This is a genomic window from Pseudolysinimonas sp., assembly GCF_044239695.1.
In the GTDB taxonomy this organism is placed as follows: domain Bacteria; phylum Actinomycetota; class Actinomycetes; order Actinomycetales; family Microbacteriaceae; genus Pseudolysinimonas_A.
Genome location: NZ_JBIIAW010000073.1, coordinates 1 through 15,543 on the forward strand (window position 1 = coordinate 1; position 15,543 = coordinate 15,543).

At 69.3% G+C, this 15,543-nt stretch carries 16 protein-coding genes; 15 read left to right on the plus strand and 1 reads right to left on the minus strand.

All coding sequences use genetic code 11. From position 1 onward, the window contains the following. Positions 1-285 (plus strand): DUF4190 domain-containing protein (locus ACILQS_RS11395; protein ID WP_395640246.1); only part of this gene is annotated, 285 nt, incomplete at its 5' end. A 4-nt stretch (positions 286-289) separates the two neighbouring features. Here ACILQS_RS11395 and ACILQS_RS11400 read toward each other — a convergent pair. Continuing rightward, positions 290-1,465: an SAM-dependent methyltransferase gene (locus ACILQS_RS11400; RefSeq protein WP_395640247.1), complete on the minus strand. Its 1,176-nt coding sequence runs from the start codon at positions 1,463-1,465 to the stop codon at positions 290-292. A gap of 135 nt (positions 1,466-1,600) precedes the next feature. Here ACILQS_RS11400 and groES point away from each other — a divergent pair, with 135 nt between their 5' ends. The 14 genes from groES to ACILQS_RS11470 all read left to right on the plus strand — a co-directional run. Next, positions 1,601-1,894, plus strand: coding sequence for a co-chaperone GroES (gene groES / locus ACILQS_RS11405; protein WP_395640248.1), 294 nt, complete (start codon positions 1,601-1,603; stop codon positions 1,892-1,894). A gap of 74 nt (positions 1,895-1,968) precedes the next feature. Further along, entirely contained in the window at positions 1,969-2,895 is a 927-nt protein-coding gene (gene rarD / locus ACILQS_RS11410; RefSeq protein WP_395640249.1) for an EamA family transporter RarD, read from the plus strand. 42 nt (positions 2,896-2,937) lie between these two features. Further along, entirely contained in the window at positions 2,938-4,194 is a 1,257-nt protein-coding gene (locus tag ACILQS_RS11415; protein ID WP_395640250.1) for an ABC transporter substrate-binding protein, read from the plus strand. A 221-nt stretch (positions 4,195-4,415) separates the two neighbouring features. Further along, positions 4,416-5,555: a branched-chain amino acid ABC transporter substrate-binding protein gene (locus tag ACILQS_RS11420; protein ID WP_395640251.1), complete on the plus strand. Its 1,140-nt coding sequence runs from the start codon at positions 4,416-4,418 to the stop codon at positions 5,553-5,555. A 151-nt stretch (positions 5,556-5,706) separates the two neighbouring features. Continuing rightward, positions 5,707-6,747, plus strand: a complete 1,041-nt coding sequence (locus ACILQS_RS11425) for a branched-chain amino acid ABC transporter permease (protein WP_395640252.1) — start codon at positions 5,707-5,709, stop codon at positions 6,745-6,747. Then, entirely contained in the window at positions 6,744-7,913 is a 1,170-nt protein-coding gene (locus ACILQS_RS11430) for a branched-chain amino acid ABC transporter permease (protein ID WP_395640253.1), read from the plus strand. Before ACILQS_RS11425 ends, ACILQS_RS11430 begins: the two co-directional genes overlap by 4 nt. Beyond that, positions 7,906-8,733, plus strand: coding sequence for an ABC transporter ATP-binding protein (locus tag ACILQS_RS11435; RefSeq protein WP_395640254.1), 828 nt, complete (start codon positions 7,906-7,908; stop codon positions 8,731-8,733). The genes ACILQS_RS11430 and ACILQS_RS11435 overlap by 8 nt, the downstream gene beginning before the upstream one ends. Then, complete coding sequence (locus ACILQS_RS11440) at positions 8,720-9,442, plus strand: ABC transporter ATP-binding protein (RefSeq protein ID WP_395640255.1); 723 nt, start codon at positions 8,720-8,722, stop codon at positions 9,440-9,442. The genes ACILQS_RS11435 and ACILQS_RS11440 overlap by 14 nt, the downstream gene beginning before the upstream one ends. Before the next feature lie 146 nt (positions 9,443-9,588). Beyond that, a complete protein-coding gene (guaB, locus tag ACILQS_RS11445) occupies positions 9,589-11,091 on the plus strand; it encodes an IMP dehydrogenase (RefSeq protein ID WP_395640256.1) in 1,503 nt (500 codons plus the stop codon). Positions 11,092-11,262: 171 nt separating this feature from the next. Further along, a complete protein-coding gene (locus tag ACILQS_RS11450) occupies positions 11,263-12,189 on the plus strand; it encodes a hypothetical protein (protein WP_395640257.1) in 927 nt (308 codons plus the stop codon). A 136-nt stretch (positions 12,190-12,325) separates the two neighbouring features. Next, positions 12,326-14,014, plus strand: a complete 1,689-nt coding sequence (locus ACILQS_RS11455; protein WP_395640258.1) for an ABC-F family ATP-binding cassette domain-containing protein — start codon at positions 12,326-12,328, stop codon at positions 14,012-14,014. A 117-nt stretch (positions 14,015-14,131) separates the two neighbouring features. Further along, positions 14,132-14,491: a DUF805 domain-containing protein gene (locus ACILQS_RS11460; protein ID WP_395640259.1), complete on the plus strand. Its 360-nt coding sequence runs from the start codon at positions 14,132-14,134 to the stop codon at positions 14,489-14,491. Further along, positions 14,491-14,688 carry a hypothetical protein gene (locus tag ACILQS_RS11465; protein ID WP_395640260.1) on the plus strand — a complete coding sequence of 66 codons (198 nt, stop codon included), beginning with the start codon at positions 14,491-14,493 and terminating at the stop codon, positions 14,686-14,688. Before ACILQS_RS11460 ends, ACILQS_RS11465 begins: the two co-directional genes overlap by 1 nt. A gap of 34 nt (positions 14,689-14,722) precedes the next feature. Continuing rightward, positions 14,723-15,543, plus strand: an 821-nt coding sequence (locus tag ACILQS_RS11470; RefSeq protein ID WP_395640261.1) for a GuaB3 family IMP dehydrogenase-related protein, incomplete at its 3' end; no start/stop codon positions are given.

Consider the following 15,543-nt stretch of genomic DNA (forward strand, 5'->3'; position numbering starts at 1 on the left):
CCGTCGATCCCGGGCTACGCCCCGCCCGTCAACACCCTCGCGATCGTGGCGCTCGTGCTCTCGTTCGTCGTCTCGATCGGCGGCATCGTCTGCGGCCACCTGGCGCTCAGCCAGATCAAACGCACGGGCGAGTCGGGTCGCGAGATGGCGCTGGCCGGGCTCATCATCGGCTACGTCCTCAGCGGCGTCGCCGTGCTCGCCGTCGTCGTCTGGATCGTGTTCGCGATCATCTACCTCGCGTTCTTCGGCGTGCTCCTCACCACGGCCGGCGTCTCGGCGGCCTGACGGCTCAGAGCCGTTCGACGAGGAGCGCGGCGCGTGCGCCGGCGACCCGAGTCAGCACGAGCGTCGCACTCCGCGCGCCGGACAGTGCGAGCTTCGTGCGGAACTGCGCGGGGTCGATGTCGACGCCGCGCTTCTTGATCTCGAGAGTGCCGATCTCCCGAGCCGACAACTCCCGTTTGAGCGTCTTGACGTCGAGGGGGAATCGCTCGAGCACCCGGAACGCCTGACCGAAGGCGGTGGATGCGGGTTCGTCGGTCGTGATCCAGGCGATCGTCGGGTCGATCATCCGTCCGCCGAGGCTCCGGGCGAGGTCGCCGATCAGCCGGGCGCGGATGACGGCGCCGTCGGGCTCGACGAGGTACCCGCCGAGCCCGCCGGTCTCGGCGTCGGGGGAGTCGGCGGGAGCGGTGAGCTCGGCCACTCCGGAGGGACCCAGCACGAGCGCGCCGCGTCGGATCCCGGGGCGGGCGAGCGCGCCCGACCAGAGCACGAGCTCGACGACCTCGCGGTCGACCGAGATCCACTGCGCCTCGAGCCCGTCGGGAATGAGGGCGCGGTCGATGCCCGGTCCGAGCTTGATGCCGGCCGCCATCCGCTCCGCCAGCGCGAACGTCCAGTCGAGCGACGGGGACCAGTCGCCCGGATCCTTCAGGCGGGTGGCCCCCTCGCGTCGGGCGGGGTCGAGCCAGACGCCTCCGACACCCGCGAGGTCGGTCTCCTGCGCGTCTCCCAGTTCGACGCGCGCCGAGGGGAACGGCGCCAGGTTGAACGCCGCGACGGCCGCGGTCAGTTCGTCGCGTTCGACCGCGACGACGCCGAGGTCGAGGGCGGCGATCGCGAGCGCATCGGCACCGATCCCGCAGCCGAGGTCGGCGACGACGTCGATCCCCGCCTCGGCGAAGCGTCCGGCGTGCAGGGCGGCGACGCGCAGACGGGTGGCCTGTTCGAGTCCGGACGGGGTGAAGAGCATCCGGTCGGCGAAGTCGCCGAACTTCGCCCGCGCCCGTGACCGCAGGCGCGCCTGCTCGAGGACCGCGGCGACGAGGCCTCCGTCGTACCCCGCGGCCCGCAGTCGCGAGACCGTGCGCACGATGTCGGTTCCCGAGGACAGATCACCGACCTCGTCGAGCAGCTGCAGCCCCTCGGCGGAGAGCAGTCGGCGCAGGTCGTCGACATCCATGTGGCCATCTTCCCCCGGCGGGACGGGATCGGGGCTGGCACTCGCATTGAACGACTGCTAACGAAACGCTATGGTGGTCTCTGGCACTCTCAGTCGGAGTGTGCCAACCCCAGAATTTTCAGAAAGAGGTCACACGTGTCGGTCTCCATCAAGCCGCTCGAGGATCGCATCGTCATCAAGCAGGTCGACGCCGAGCAGGTCACCGCGTCGGGTCTCGTGATCCCGGACACCGCGAAGGAGAAGCCCCAGGAGGGTGAAGTCGTCGCGGTCGGACCCGGTCGGATCGACGACAACGGCAACCGCGTCCCGCTCGACGTCAAGGTCGGCGACAAGGTCATCTACTCCAAGTACGGCGGCACCGAGGTGAAGTACGGCGGCGACGACCTGCTCGTGCTGTCGGCTCGCGACGTGCTCGCCGTGATCGGCTGACCCGATCCTCAGCACGTGAGAAGGCCCCGCCGATCCGGCGGGGCCTTCTCCATTTCGGGAGTACCGTGAATCAGGTGCGACCGGCCCCTCCTCTGCAGAGCCGGTCGGGATTCGTCTATGCGGTCGCCGCCTACGGGCTCTGGGGCATCCTCCCGCTCTACTTCCTCCTCCTGCTGCCGGCGGGAGCGTTCGAGGTCGTGGCCTTCCGCATCCTGATGTCGCTGATCTTCTGCGCGCTCCTCATCACCGTGACGCGCGGCTGGAGCCGCTTCGGCGAGCTGCTGCGCGATCGACGCACCGTGTTGTTCATGGCGCTCGCCGGCGTCGCGATCTACGTGAACTGGCAGGTCTACATCTTCGCGGCGCTCAACGGCCACGTGCTCGAGGGGTCGCTCGGCTACTTCATCAACCCCATCGTGACGGTGCTGCTCGGGGTGCTCGTGCTGCGCGAGAAGGTGCGTCCCGCGCAGTGGGCGGCGCTGGCGATCGCGTTCGTCGCCATCCTGGTGATCGTCATCGGCTACGGTTCGGTGCCCTGGATCGCGCTCGTGCTCGCGTTCAGCTTCGGCGCCTACGGCCTGATCAAGCGCGTCGTCGGGCGATCAGTCGACGCCGTCGGCGGTCTCACGCTCGAGACCGCGTGGCTCACCCCGGTGGCGATCCTGCAGCTCGTCCTCGTCGCGACCATCGGCGGTGGCCTCCAGTTCGGGCAGCACGGCCCCTGGCACATGGTCGCGCTCCTGCTCGCGGGCGTGGCGACGACGGTCCCGCTGCTGCTGTTCGCGTCGGGCGCGCGACGCATCCCGCTCGTGGCTCTCGGGATGACCCAGTTCCTCGCGCCGGTGCTCCAGTTCCTGCTCGGCTGGCTCGTGCTGGGGGAGTCGATGCCGCCGGAGCGGTGGATCGGCTTCGCCCTCGTCTGGGTCTCCCTCGTCGTGCTGATGACCGACATGATCGTCGCGGCCCGTCCCCCTCGTCGCGCCTCCCTCGAGCGGGTCTGAGCGCCCGCTAGGGTGGCCGGGTCCTGAGAACGAGGAGTCCGGATGCCGCGTCAGTTCGCCCGCACCGCCGTGGCGGCGGTCGTCGTCGTCGCGCTGGCCGCCCTCGCCGGGTGCGGCTCCACGCCGACGCCGACGCCGACTCCTACCCCCACGCCGACTCCGACGGGCGACGGTGTGCTGAAGATCGGCACGCTCTTCCCGTCGAGCGGCGGCGTCGCCTTCATCGGACCCGCCCAGGTCGCGGGCGTCAACGCCGCGGTGCGGGAGATCAACGCGGCCGGCGGCGTCAACGGCGCGCCCGTCGTGGTCGTCAACCGCAACTCCGGCGACGCGTCGACCGAGACCGTCGAGACCTCGTTCGCCGAACTCGTCGCCGAGGGCGTCGACGTCGTGATCGGCCCGTCGTCGTCGGTGCTCTCTCAGCGGCTGCTCGACCTCGCGGCGGACGCCGACATCCCCCTGATCTCGCCGGCGGCGACCTACCCGCAGCTGACGGCGCTCGACGAGGGCGACATCTTCTTCCGGACGATCGCGTCCTCCCCGCACCAGGCCATCGTGCTCGCCGACCAGTTCGTCGCGCGCGATGTCGCCACGGCCGCGATCGTGTATCGCGACGACGACCCCGGCGCCACGCTCGCCGCCGCGCTCGCGACCGCGCTGGAGGGCTCCGAGATCGAGCTCGAAGCCGTCGAGATCGCGTCCGATGCCGACGCGGAGGCCATCGCCGAAGCGATCGAGGCGGTAACCGACGCGAAGCCGGATGCCGTCGTGCTCGCCACTCCCGACAACGGCGACCAGACCAAGGCCCTCATCTCCGCGCTGACCGCGGCCGGCGTCGGTGGCGCGAAGCTCTGGCTCACCACCGGGAACCTCGCCGACTACTCGCAGGCGCTGCCCGGCGGTCTCCTCAACGGGGTCAACGGGCTCCTGGACGGCGCCGAAGCCGACGCGGCATTCCAGGCGAAGATCAAGCAGGAGGATCCGGGCGTCATCGACTTCCGCTACGCCGCCGAGGCGTACGACGCGACCGTGCTCGCCGCGCTCGCGGCCGTGCTGGCGGGCGACGACGGGGGGGCATCCATCGTCCGGATGCTGCGCGCGGCTTCCGTGGACGGCATCAAGTGCACCAGTTTCGGCGAGTGCGCCGACGTGCTGACGACCCAGCCCGACATCGACTACGACGGGATCAGCGGCTCCGTGAATCTCGACGCCGACGGCGATCCGGAGCGCGGCGGATACGTCGTCGTCGCCTACAACGGCGAGAACAAGTACGCGCGGCAGTCTTTCGTCGTCGGCTGACTGTTTTCGCCTTTCGGCGTCATTGTTTCAACTTCGAAATCCAAGCGAAACAAATGTCCCGTACCGTCGGGGAAATCGCACCCGCTTTGGTAGTGTCCAAGCCAACCTGCGCAGCGTCGGGAGGGTTTCTTTCTCTCGCCACGTCCAGGTGGCTCCGGGCTCGCCCGAAGCGTGTGCAGCCAAGACCCAACAGTCACATTCCAAGAGAAAAGGTGAACCCCATGCAGGGATTCAAGAAGGTCACGGTCGCTGCGGCGGTCGGCCTCACCGCCGTCCTCGCGCTCAGCGCGTGCGGCACGACCGGTGGCGACACCGGCGGCGGCAGCGGCGAAGCGTTCTCGATCGCCTACCAGGGCCCGCTGACCGGTGACAACGCCGCGTACGGCTCGTACGCCACCGCCGGCATCGAGGTCGCGCTCGCCGACTACGCCGAGGCGTACCCCGACGGCCCGACCATCGACGTCGTCTACGCCGACACGCAGGGCGACCCCGCGCAGGCGCCGACCGTGGCCACCGACCTGATCAACGACGAGGCCGTCCTCGGCCTCACCGGCCCTGCGTTCTCGGGCGAGACCCTCGCCACCGGCGCGGCGTACGCCGAGGCGGGCCTCGTGACCGTCTCGATGTCGGCCACCAACCCGACCATCTCCGAGGAGGGCTGGCCGACGTTCTTCCGCGTCGTCGCGCCCGACTCGGCGCAGGGCCCCGCGGCCGCCGCGCTGATGGAGAACACCCTCGGCTACACGTCGATCTTCGTCGTCGACGACTCGAGCGACTACGGCGTGGGTCTCGGCAACGAGATCATCGGCGCGCTCGGCACGGCCCCGGTCGGCACCGACAAGGTCCAGGTCGGCGACACCGACTTCTCGGCGACCGTCGCGCGGATCAACTCCTCGGGCGCCGAGGCGATCTACTACGCCGGCTACGCCCCGGAGGCCGCGCTGCTGCTCCAGCAGCTCCGCAACGCGGGCTACGAGGGTGACTTCCTCTCGGGCGACGGCACCGTCGACGCCGCGTTCCTGGGCGCCGGCGACTTCGTCGAGGGCTCGATCCTCACGTTCCCCGGCATCCTCGACGCCGGTGCGGACTTCACGGCCAAGTGGGACGCCCTCGACGGCGACAAGGGCGAGATCGGCGCGTACACCCTCGAGGCGTACGACGCCGCGTGGGTGCTGCTCTCCGGCATCGGCGAGGGCAACACGACCCGCGCCGACCTCCTCGAGTGGGTCACGAACTACGACGCGGAGGGCCTGACCAAGCAGATCAAGTTCACCTCCGCGGGTGAGATCGACGGCGCGTCGGGCGTGTACTACTACACGGTCGAAGACGGCGTCGCCGTCTACGGCGGCCCGGCCGAGTAATCCGGTTCGGAGATCGGGATCCCCTGGGATCCCGATCTCCACTGGACAGTCTTCGTCTGCGGTCGGGTCCTCGTCGGACCCGACCGCAGCGCGGAGCAGCCACCCCGATCCAGGTCGACGAGCGACCTGGACCTGATCGAGAGCCACCCTCTTGGACTTCTCCTTCCTCTTCGACAACTTCGTCGAATTGAGCGTCACCGGCCTCGTGCTCGGCTCGGTCTACGCGCTCATCGCGCTCGGCTACACGCTCGTCTACGGTGTGCTGCAGCTCATCAACTTCGCCCACGCGGATGTCTTCATGTGGGGCACCTTCGTGGTCGCCTGGCTGTTCATCCTGCTCGGGGCCAATTCCACCGGGACGCTGCTCACCGCACTGCCCTTCCTGCTCCTCGCCCTCGTCGTGGCGGCCAGTACGACCGGCGGGCTGGCGATGCTCGTCGAGCGGGTCGCGTATCGCCGGCTCGTCCGCAAGCGCGCCCTCAGCTACATCGTCCTCATTTCCGCGATCGGCGCCTCGTTCGTCCTCTCCGAGACGATGGGCATCCGCGACCGGATCGTCGAGGCGATCAGCGGTCTGCTCAACGGCATCGCGGGCCTCTTCGGCGGCAGCGTCGACCTGACGACCCTCTTGGCCGATTACCTCAACAACCCGCGCGGCCCGACGCGCCTGCCGTTCGAGATCCAGCCGACGACGCTGTTCATGATCGGCGAGTTCCGCGTGCGCGACACCGACGTCACGGTCATCGTCGCGGCCCTCATCATGATGGTCGGGCTCGACTTCTTCATCCGTCGCACGCGACTCGGCCGCGAGATCCGGGCTGTCGCCCAGGACCCCGAAGCGGCCGCGCTGATGGGCGCAAACTCGACGAGCGTCGTCAACAAGACCTTCCTCATCGGCGGTCTCATGGCGGGTGTCGCGGCGGTGCTGTTCATGATCAAGACCGGTCAGACCTCGTTCGACATCGGTGTCGTACTGGGCATCAAGGCCTTCACCGCGGCGGTGCTCGGCGGGATCGGCAACCTGCGCGGCGCCCTGCTCGGCGGGCTGCTGCTCGGGATCGCCGAGAACTACGGATCCGCCCTGTTCGGAACTCAGTGGAAGGATGTCGTCGCCTTCGTGCTCCTCGTCCTGATCCTGCTCGTCCGACCCAACGGTCTGCTCGGCCAGTCGCTCGGAAGGGCCCGCGCATGAAGCGCCTCACGGAATTCCTGACCTCGACCGGGGAGCGCATCGGCGATCGCCTCCACCCGGTCGGCGTGACCCTCGGACGCAAGCCGATCAAGGTCCCGCTCATCGTGCTCGGCGTGCTGCTGGCCTACATGCTGCCGATCCTCAACCCGCCGATCATCTCCACGCCGGAGAGCGACTTCCCGAACGTGCTGTTCACCGTCACCATCTACGCGATCGTGGCGGTCGGGCTCAACATCGTCACCGGCTACGCGGGTCTGCTCGACCTCGGTTACGTCGGGTTCTACGCGACCGGTGCCTACGTCGTCGGCCTGCTGACGGTGTACCACTTCGCCTGGCCGTTCCTGCTGGTGCTCCCGATCGCGATGGCGGTGACGCTGCTCACCGGCGTCCTCCTCGGCGCGCCGACCCTCCGGGTGCGCGGCGACTACCTCGCGATCGTCACCCTGGGCTTCGGTGAGATCATCCGCATCACGATCCGCAACACCGAGTGGCTGGGCGGCACGAGCGGCATCCGTTCGATCCCGTCGCCGCAGAGCATCGGGGCACCGGACGGCCTCTTCGCGATCCCGCACCTCGCCTGGGACGGGCTCACGCCGCTGCTCAACCTCAACCGCGAGACGAAGTTCCTCGTCTTCGGCGTGCTCGACGCGACGCCGTACTTCTGGCTCGCGCTCACGGCGCTCATCATCGTGATCTTCCTGGAACGGCTGGTCAAGAAGAGTCGCGTCGGCCGGATGTGGGAGGCGACCCGTGAAGACGAGGACGCCGCCGAGATCATGGGCGTGCCGACCTTCAAGTTCAAGCTGCTCGCCTTCGCCTCCGGCGCGTTCATCGGCGGCCTCGCCGGGGCGCTGTTCGCGGCCAAGGCCGGCTACATCAACCCGATCTCGTTCCCGGCCAACCTGTCGATGCTGTTCGTCGCGGCCGTCGTGATCGGCGGCTCGGGCAACCGATGGGGCGCGATCATCGGCGCCGTCATCGTCGCCTATCTGCCGGAGCGATTCCGCGAACTCGAGGACTTCCGCCTGTGGTTCTTCGGCATCGCCCTCGTGCTGATCGTCAGCTTCCGTCCGCAGGGGCTGTTCCCGAACTACAGCGCGCGACGGGCCAAGCGCGCGGCGCGACAAGCTGCGAAAGAGGCGCACTCGGAGGTTCCCGTTGTCTGACACCACGCTCGCCACCCCCGAGGAGCAGACAGCGGGCACGGCGATCCTCGACATCGATCAGCTCACGATCAAGTTCGGTGGGGTCGTCGCGCTCGACAATGTCAGCTTCGACATCAAGCCGGGCGAGATCCTCGGTCTGATCGGCCCGAACGGCGCCGGCAAGACGACGGCCTTCAACGTCATCACCGGCGTCTACCAGGCCACGAGCGGCACGATCACGTTCGACGGGACGGTTCTGCGCAAGAAGAAGCGCTACCAGATCACCAAGCTCGGGATCGCGCGGACCTTCCAGAACATCCGTCTCTTCCCGTCGATGACGGCGCTCGACAACGTGCTCGTCGGGGCGGACGCCCACAGCAAGGTCGGCATCCTCAACGCGATCTTCCGCACGCCGTACTTCCGGCGCACGGAGCGCGAGTCGAAGGAGCGCGCTCACGAGCTGCTGAAGTTCGTCGGCGTCGCGGGCCGTGCCGACGAGTTCTCGACGAATCTCTCCTACGGCGATCAGCGTCGACTCGAGATCGCCCGGGCGCTCGCCACCCGTCCGAAGCTGATCTGCCTCGACGAGCCGGCGGCCGGGTTCAACCCGGCCGAGAAGCAGAAGCTCATGCAGCTCATCCGCGACATCCGGGATGCCGGCAACACGGTGCTGCTCGTCGAGCACGACATGAAGCTCGTCATGGGCGTCTGCGACCGCGTCGTCGTGCTCGAGTTCGGCAAGAAGATCGCCGAAGGCACCCCGGCCGAGATCCAGGCCGACCCGGCCGTCATCGCCGCGTACCTCGGCGTGGAAGAGGAGGACGTCGATGACGCTTCTTGAGGTCGACGGTCTCTCCGTCAACTACGGACACATCGAAGCCATCCGCGACATCTCGTTCTCGGTCGAGGAGGGCACGATCACGACCCTCATCGGCGCGAACGGCGCCGGCAAGACCACGACGCTGAAGACGATCTCGGGGCTGCGGCCGGTGCGAACCGGCCGGATCGTGTTCGACGGCAAGGACATCACCAACTCCAAGCCCTACGAGCGGGTCAAGATGGGGCTCACCCAGTCGCCCGAGGGTCGCCGGTGCTTCCCGGGCATGACGGTGCGCGAGAATCTCGACATGGGCGCGCTCCTGCGCACCGACCGTCGTTCGGGCGGCGTGCAGCAGGACATGGAGCGCGTGTTCGGGCTCTTCCCGCGGCTCGAGGAGCGCATCGGCCAGATGGCGGGGACGATGTCCGGAGGCGAGCAGCAGATGCTCGCGATGGGCCGGGCTCTGATGGCGCGGCCGAAGCTCGTGCTCCTCGACGAGCCCTCGATGGGACTCGCGCCGAAGCTCATCCAGCAGATCTTCACGATCATCGACGAGATCAAGTCGCAGGGCACGACGGTGCTCCTCGTCGAACAGAACGCGAACCAGGCGCTCAAGCGCTCCGACGTCGCGCACGTGCTGGAGACGGGCGAGATCGTGAAGAGCGGCACGGGGCCGGCGCTCGCCGTCGACCCGTCGGTCAAGGCCGCGTACCTGGGCGGCGACGTCTGAGCCGTCGACGAGCAAGCGTTACCGAACAGTGAGATGGCGGGCGAGCCCGCTGGAATGTCCGCGCGCGTGAGCCGTTAACATCGAGTACCGGTCTTCGACGACGCAGCCGGGTTCGCATCCACTCGACTCACGCGCGCGAGGACACCATGGACCAGCCCGATCCCTTCGGATTCGTCGGACTCACCTACGACGACGTCATGCTCCTGCCCGGGCACACCGACGTCATCCCGAGCGAAGCCGAGACGGCGTCGCGGCTGACGAAGCGGATCAGCGTGTACTCGCCGCTGCTGTCGTCGGCGATGGACACCGTCACCGAGTCGCGCATGGCGATCGCGATGGCGCGGCAGGGCGGCCTCGGCATCCTGCACCGCAACCTCTCGATCGAGGATCAGGCGAGCCACGTCGACAAGGTCAAGCGCTCCGAGTCGGGGATGATCACCAACCCGGTCACGACGACGCCCGATGCGACGGTGGCGGAGGTCGACGAGCTGTGCGGTCGCTTCCGCATGTCGGGCCTGCCGGTCATCGAGGGCGACGGCAAGCTGGTCGGCATCATCACCAACCGCGACATGCGGTTCGTGTCGCCGTTCGAGAAGGCGTCGACGCTCGTGCGCGACGTCATGACGAAGATGCCGCTGATCACCGCTCCGGTCGGCATCGACCCGGATGATGCGGTCGCCATCTTCGCGCAGCACAAGATCGAGAAGCTGCCGCTCGTCGACGCCGACGGCGTGCTGCGCGGCCTCATCACGGTCAAGGACTTCGACAAGAGCGAGAAGTATCCGAACGCGACGAAGGACGACGCCGGACGCCTGCGCGTCGGCGCCGCCATCGGCTTCTTCGGGGATGCCTGGGATCGCGCGGGGGCCCTGCGCGACGCCGGTGTCGACGTCATCGTCGTCGACACCGCGAACGGCGACTCGGCCGGGGTGCTCGACATCATCCGCCGCCTCAAGTCCGACTCGGCGTTCGCCGCGATCGACGTGATCGGCGGCAACGTCGCCACCCGCTCGGGCGCGCAGTCGCTCATCGACGCGGGCGCCGACGCGATCAAGGTCGGCGTCGGACCGGGCTCCATCTGCACCACCCGCGTCGTCGCCGGCGTCGGAGTGCCGCAGGTGACCGCGGTCTACGAGGCCTCGCTCGCCGCTCGGGAGACCGGCGTGCCGGTGATCGCCGACGGCGGCCTGCAGTACTCGGGCGACATCGCGAAGGCGCTCGTCGCCGGCGCCGACACCGTCATGCTCGGCTCGCTGCTCGCCGGCACCGACGAGAGCCCCGGCGACCTCATCTACGTCAACGGCAAGCAGTTCAAGAACTACCGCGGCATGGGCTCGATCGGGGCGATGAGCGACCGCGGCAAGAAGACCGCGTACTCCCGCGACCGCTACTTCCAGGCCGACGTCCCCTCCGACGCGCAGCTCATCGCGGAGGGGATCGAGGGGCGCGTCTCCTACCGCGGATCGCTCGCCGCGACGGTGTACCAGCTGATGGGGGGCCTGCGGCAGTCGATGTTCTACGTCGGCGCCCGCACGATCCCGGAGCTGAAGGCCCGCGGCAAGTTCGTGCGCATCACCCCGGCCGGGCTGAAGGAGTCGCACCCGCACGACATCCAGATGACCGTCGAGGCGCCCAACTACTCGTCGTAAGCGCCCCGAACCCCGCCATCCGGGGCGTGTTCGGACAAGCCGGGCGTGCGCGCACGCCCGCCTAGACCGAACTCGCCCGAGGTGCGTCCTCCCGAGGTCGGCCGAGCACGGAAAGCCCCGACAGGGCCGTCACGACATCGGCCTCACCTCGCCGCGCTCGACGATGCCGGGATGGAACCTTCACCCGAAATCCGTCTGACCCGTGACGCCGCCTGGGCCGAGGTCGACCCTCGTACGCTCCGTCGCTGGGCCGAACGCGGTGAGTTGGTCCGGCCGCATCGGGGTGCCTTCATGGATGCGGCCGAGTGGGCAGGCCTCTCGGCGGAGGGTCGGTATCGGGCGCGCGTCGTCGCGGCGGCGAGTTCGAGCCGCACCCGACCGGTCGTCAGCCACCTCTCGGCGGCGGCGCTGCACGGCGCCCCGCTCGTCGGCAGCAGCCTCGGTCTCGTGCACGTGGTCGCGACGCCTGGCGGCGGCACGCGCACCGAGCATGGCTTCCGAAAGCATGCGACCGGATCCCCGAGCGGAGTCGTCGAGATCGACGGAGTCCCGGTCACCACTCTGACCCGCACCCTCGCCGACGTCGCACTGACCGAACCCTTCGTCACAGCCGTCGCAATCCTCGACTGGGCGTTCGGCCATCATCCGATCACCGCGCGCGACGTGCTGGACGACCTCGAGCGTCGCGGAATCATCCGCGGGAGCCGCCGTGCCGAGGTCGCGCTCGCGTTCGCCGACGCACGGTCGGGCTCGCCGGGTGAGTCGCTGAGTCGCGTCCGCATTCATGAGCTGGGTTTCCCGCCTCCGGGGCTCCAGCACCCGTTCGCCGACGCGCACGGTTCGATCGGCATCGTCGACTTCTGGTGGCCGGCGTTCCGGACGGTGGGCGAGTTCGACGGCGTCGCGAAGTACGTCCGCGACGAGTACGCGCGTGGCCGGAGTGCTGGCGACATCGTGATCGCCGAGAAGAGACGCGAGAATCGCCTCCGGGCGCTGGGGCTGACGGTCGCCCGATGGGATTGGGATGACGCCTGGCGCGGTGCACCGCTGCGGTCCCGTCTCGTGGAGGCCGGGCTGATCAGCCGTCGTCGTCGCTGATCGGGGCGAGTTCGGACAACCGGGGTGTGCGCGCACGCCCCACGCGTCCGAAGTCGCCCGAGTTGCGGGAAAGTGCGTGCGCGATAGTCTGGTCGGCTCGCCACCCGGCGGGCGGACACGCCTCCGGGAGCAGCACGTGGGATACATCGACGTCAGCGCGGTCTCGCTGACCCTGCCCGACGGGCGGCCGCTTCTCGACGAGGTGTCGTTCCGCGTGGGCGAGGGCACGACCTCCGCCCTCATCGGCGCGAACGGGGCCGGCAATTCGACGCTGCTGAAGATCATCCGCGGCGAGGTGAAGTCGGATGCAGGCGTTGTGCAGATCGACGGCGGACTCGGGGTCATGGACCAGTTCGTCGGCCACCTCCGCGACGAGTCCACGGTGCGCGACCTGCTCATCTCGGTCGCGCCGCCGCGTATTCGGGACGCCGCCCGAGCTCTCGACGCGGCCGAGGACGCCCTCATCGAGGAGGAGACGACCGAGCGCCAGATGGCCTACGCGTCGGCGATCGCCGACTACGCCGACGCCCGCGGCTACGAGCAGGAGACGCTCTGGGACCAGTGCACGACGGCCGCGCTCGGCATCCCGTTCGAGCGATGCAGGTACCGGATGGTGACGAGCCTGAGCGGCGGGGAGCAGAAGCGGCTCGCGCTCGAAGCCCTGCTGCGCGGACCCGACCAGGTGCTGCTGCTCGACGAACCCGACAACTACCTCGACGTGCCGGGCAAGCGCTGGCTCGAGGACGCGTTGCGGGCGAGTCAGAAGACGGTGCTGCTGGTCAGCCACGACCGGGAGCTGCTCGCCCGCGCCGCCGACCGCATCATCACCGTCGAACTCGGTCTCGCCGGCAACACCACCTGGACGCACGGCGGCGGCTTCGGCAGCTACCACGAGGCGCGCCGCGCCCGGATGGACCGGCTCGACGAACTCAAACGCCGGTGGGACGAGCAGCACGCGAAACTGCGGCAGCTGGTCGCGAACATGAAGGTGAAGGCGGCGGCCAACGACAAGTTCGCCGCCGCGTATCAGGCCGCACAGAGTCGGCTGCGGCGCTTCGAAGACGCCGGTCCGCCGCAAGCGCGGCCGATCGAACAGAACCTCGCGATGCGACTCGGCGGGTCGCGCACCGGCCGCCGCGCGCTCGTCTGCGAGCAGCTCGAACTCACCGGGCTCATGGCGCCGTTCGACCTCGAGGTGTGGTTCGGGGAGCGCGTCGGGGTGCTCGGCTCGAACGGATCGGGCAAGTCGCACTTCCTGCGGTTGCTGGCGCTCGGCGGCAGCGACCCCGACCCGCGGGCGGGGCACCTGACGACCGTCGGTGCGACACTCGCCCCGGTCGCGCACAGCGGTGTCGCGCGCCTCGGCGCCCGGGTCGTGCCCGGCTGGTTCGCCCAGGCTCACGAGCATCCCGAGCTGGTGGGGCGCACGCTGCTCGAGATTCTGTTCCGCGGCGACGACAACCGCGCCGGCCAAGGGCGCGAGGAGGCGAGCCGCGCGCTCAACCGCTACGGACTCGTCGAGGCGGCCGAGCAGACCTTCGAGTCGCTGAGCGGAGGGCAGCAGGCGCGGCTGCAGATCCTGCTGCTCGAACTCAGCGGCGCCACGATGCTGCTGCTCGACGAGCCGACCGACAACCTCGACCTGGTCTCGGCCGAGGCGCTTCAGGATGCCCTCGACCGCTTCGAGGGCACGGTGCTCGCCGTCACGCACGACCGCTGGTTCGCACGCTCGTTCGACCGGTTCCTGGTGTTCGGGGCCGACGGCCGGGTCTACGAGTCCGACGAGCCGGTCTGGGACGAGTCCCGGGTCGCGCGAGCCCGCTGAGTCGCCGGGACCTTCGACCCTGGGCGGCGGAGCGGCCGCGCGCTTGACTTCCCGCGTACCCGGCCTCGGGTGAGAGGAGTTGCAACCGTGTCGACGTCCGCGCAGATTCCCGCGAGCATGTCCTTCGGTGACGCCGTCACCACCGTCTTCCGCAAGTATGCGGACTTCACCGGTCGAGCGAGGCGACCCGAGTTCTGGTGGTTCATCCTGTTCACGACGATCGTCAGCTCGGCACTCGGCGCTTTCACCCTGGTGACCCCGGAGGGCACGATCGCCGTCGGGTCGAGCCTCGCCTCCGTGTGGTCGATCGCCGTCCTCGTGCCGACGCTCGCCGTGGCGGTGCGCCGGCTCCGCGATGCCGGACGCTCCTGGGCTGAACTGTTCTGGCTCCTGCTGCCGCTCGCCGGCCTCATCGTGCTCATCGTGAGGATGTGCGAGCCCAGCCGCCCGACGCTGGCGGGCGAGGGAGCGGCGTGATGGACAACGGACGCGTGAGGGTGGTGGAGAAGGCCGGGCCGTGGGGCGTCGTCTTCCTGATGGCCTACATCGGAGCCGCCATCTACTTCGTCTCCCGGTCGGATGGGTCGTTCTGGGGGGTCATCCTCGGCCTCCTCCAGGCCGCGGTGTGGCCGGTGTACGCCGTTTATCACGTGCTGGTCCTCCTCGTCGCCTGATCCCGATACCAGGCCGGGCCCCTAAGCTCGACGAGTGAGCGACATCGAGATCGGCCGCGCGAAGCGGGCCCGCCGTGCCTACGCGTTCGACGACATCGCGATCGTGCCGAGTCGGCGCACGCGCGACCCTCGGGATGTCAGCGTCTCCTGGACGATCGATGCGTTCACGTTCGACATCCCGGTGCTCGCCGCTCCCATGGACTCGGTCGTCAGCCCGGCGAGTGCCATCGCCATCGGCAGGCTCGGTGGTCTCGGCGTGCTCGACCTCGAGGGGGTCTGGACCCGCTACGAGGATGCCGACACGGTCCTCGCCGAGATCCGCGGGCTCGAAGAGGAGGGTGCGACGAAGCGCCTCCAGGAGATCTACGCCGAGCCGATCAAACCCGAGCTGCTGAAGTCGCGCATCGCCGAGATCCGGGCGGCCGGGGTGCCCGTCGCCGGGGCGCTGAGTCCGCAGCTGACCCAGGAGCACTACAAGACCGTGGTCGAGGCGGGCGTCGACCTGTTCGTGATCCGCGGCACCACGGTGAGCGCCGAGCACGTGAGCAAGGGCGTCGAGCCGCTCAACCTCAAGGAGTTCATCTACGAGCTCGACGTGCCGGTCATCGTCGGCGGCGCGAGCACCTACACCGCGGCTCTGCACCTCATGCGCACCGGTGCGGCCGGCGTGCTCGTCGGGTTCGGCGGCGGCGCGGCGTCGACGACCCGCACGAGCCTCGGCATCCACGCGCCGATGGCGACGGCGGTCGCGGACGTCGCCGGCGCGCGCCGCGACTACCTCGACGAGTCCGGGGGACGCTACGTGCACGTGATCGCCGACGGCGGTCTCGGCACCTCCGGCGACATCGTGAAGGC

Bases quoted from the DNA above. Each gene is read 5' to 3' on its own strand.
- ACILQS_RS11415 (WP_395640250.1), top strand. From the start codon at position 2,938: ATGCCGCGTCAGTTCGCCCGCACCGCCGTGGCGGCGGTCGTCGTCGTC.
- ACILQS_RS11430 (WP_395640253.1), top strand. From the start codon at position 6,744: ATGAAGCGCCTCACGGAATTCCTGACCTCGACCGGGGAGCGCATCGGC.
- ACILQS_RS11440 (WP_395640255.1), top strand. From the start codon at position 8,720: ATGACGCTTCTTGAGGTCGACGGTCTCTCCGTCAACTACGGACACATC.
- ACILQS_RS11420 (WP_395640251.1), top strand. From the start codon at position 4,416: ATGCAGGGATTCAAGAAGGTCACGGTCGCTGCGGCGGTCGGCCTCACC.
- ACILQS_RS11450 (WP_395640257.1), top strand. From the start codon at position 11,263: ATGGAACCTTCACCCGAAATCCGTCTGACCCGTGACGCCGCCTGGGCC.
- guaB (WP_395640256.1), top strand. From the start codon at position 9,589: ATGGACCAGCCCGATCCCTTCGGATTCGTCGGACTCACCTACGACGAC.
- ACILQS_RS11400 (WP_395640247.1), bottom strand. From the start codon at position 1,465: ATGGATGTCGACGACCTGCGCCGACTGCTCTCCGCCGAGGGGCTGCAG.
- ACILQS_RS11460 (WP_395640259.1), top strand. From the start codon at position 14,132: ATGTCCTTCGGTGACGCCGTCACCACCGTCTTCCGCAAGTATGCGGAC.
- ACILQS_RS11465 (WP_395640260.1), top strand. From the start codon at position 14,491: ATGGACAACGGACGCGTGAGGGTGGTGGAGAAGGCCGGGCCGTGGGGC.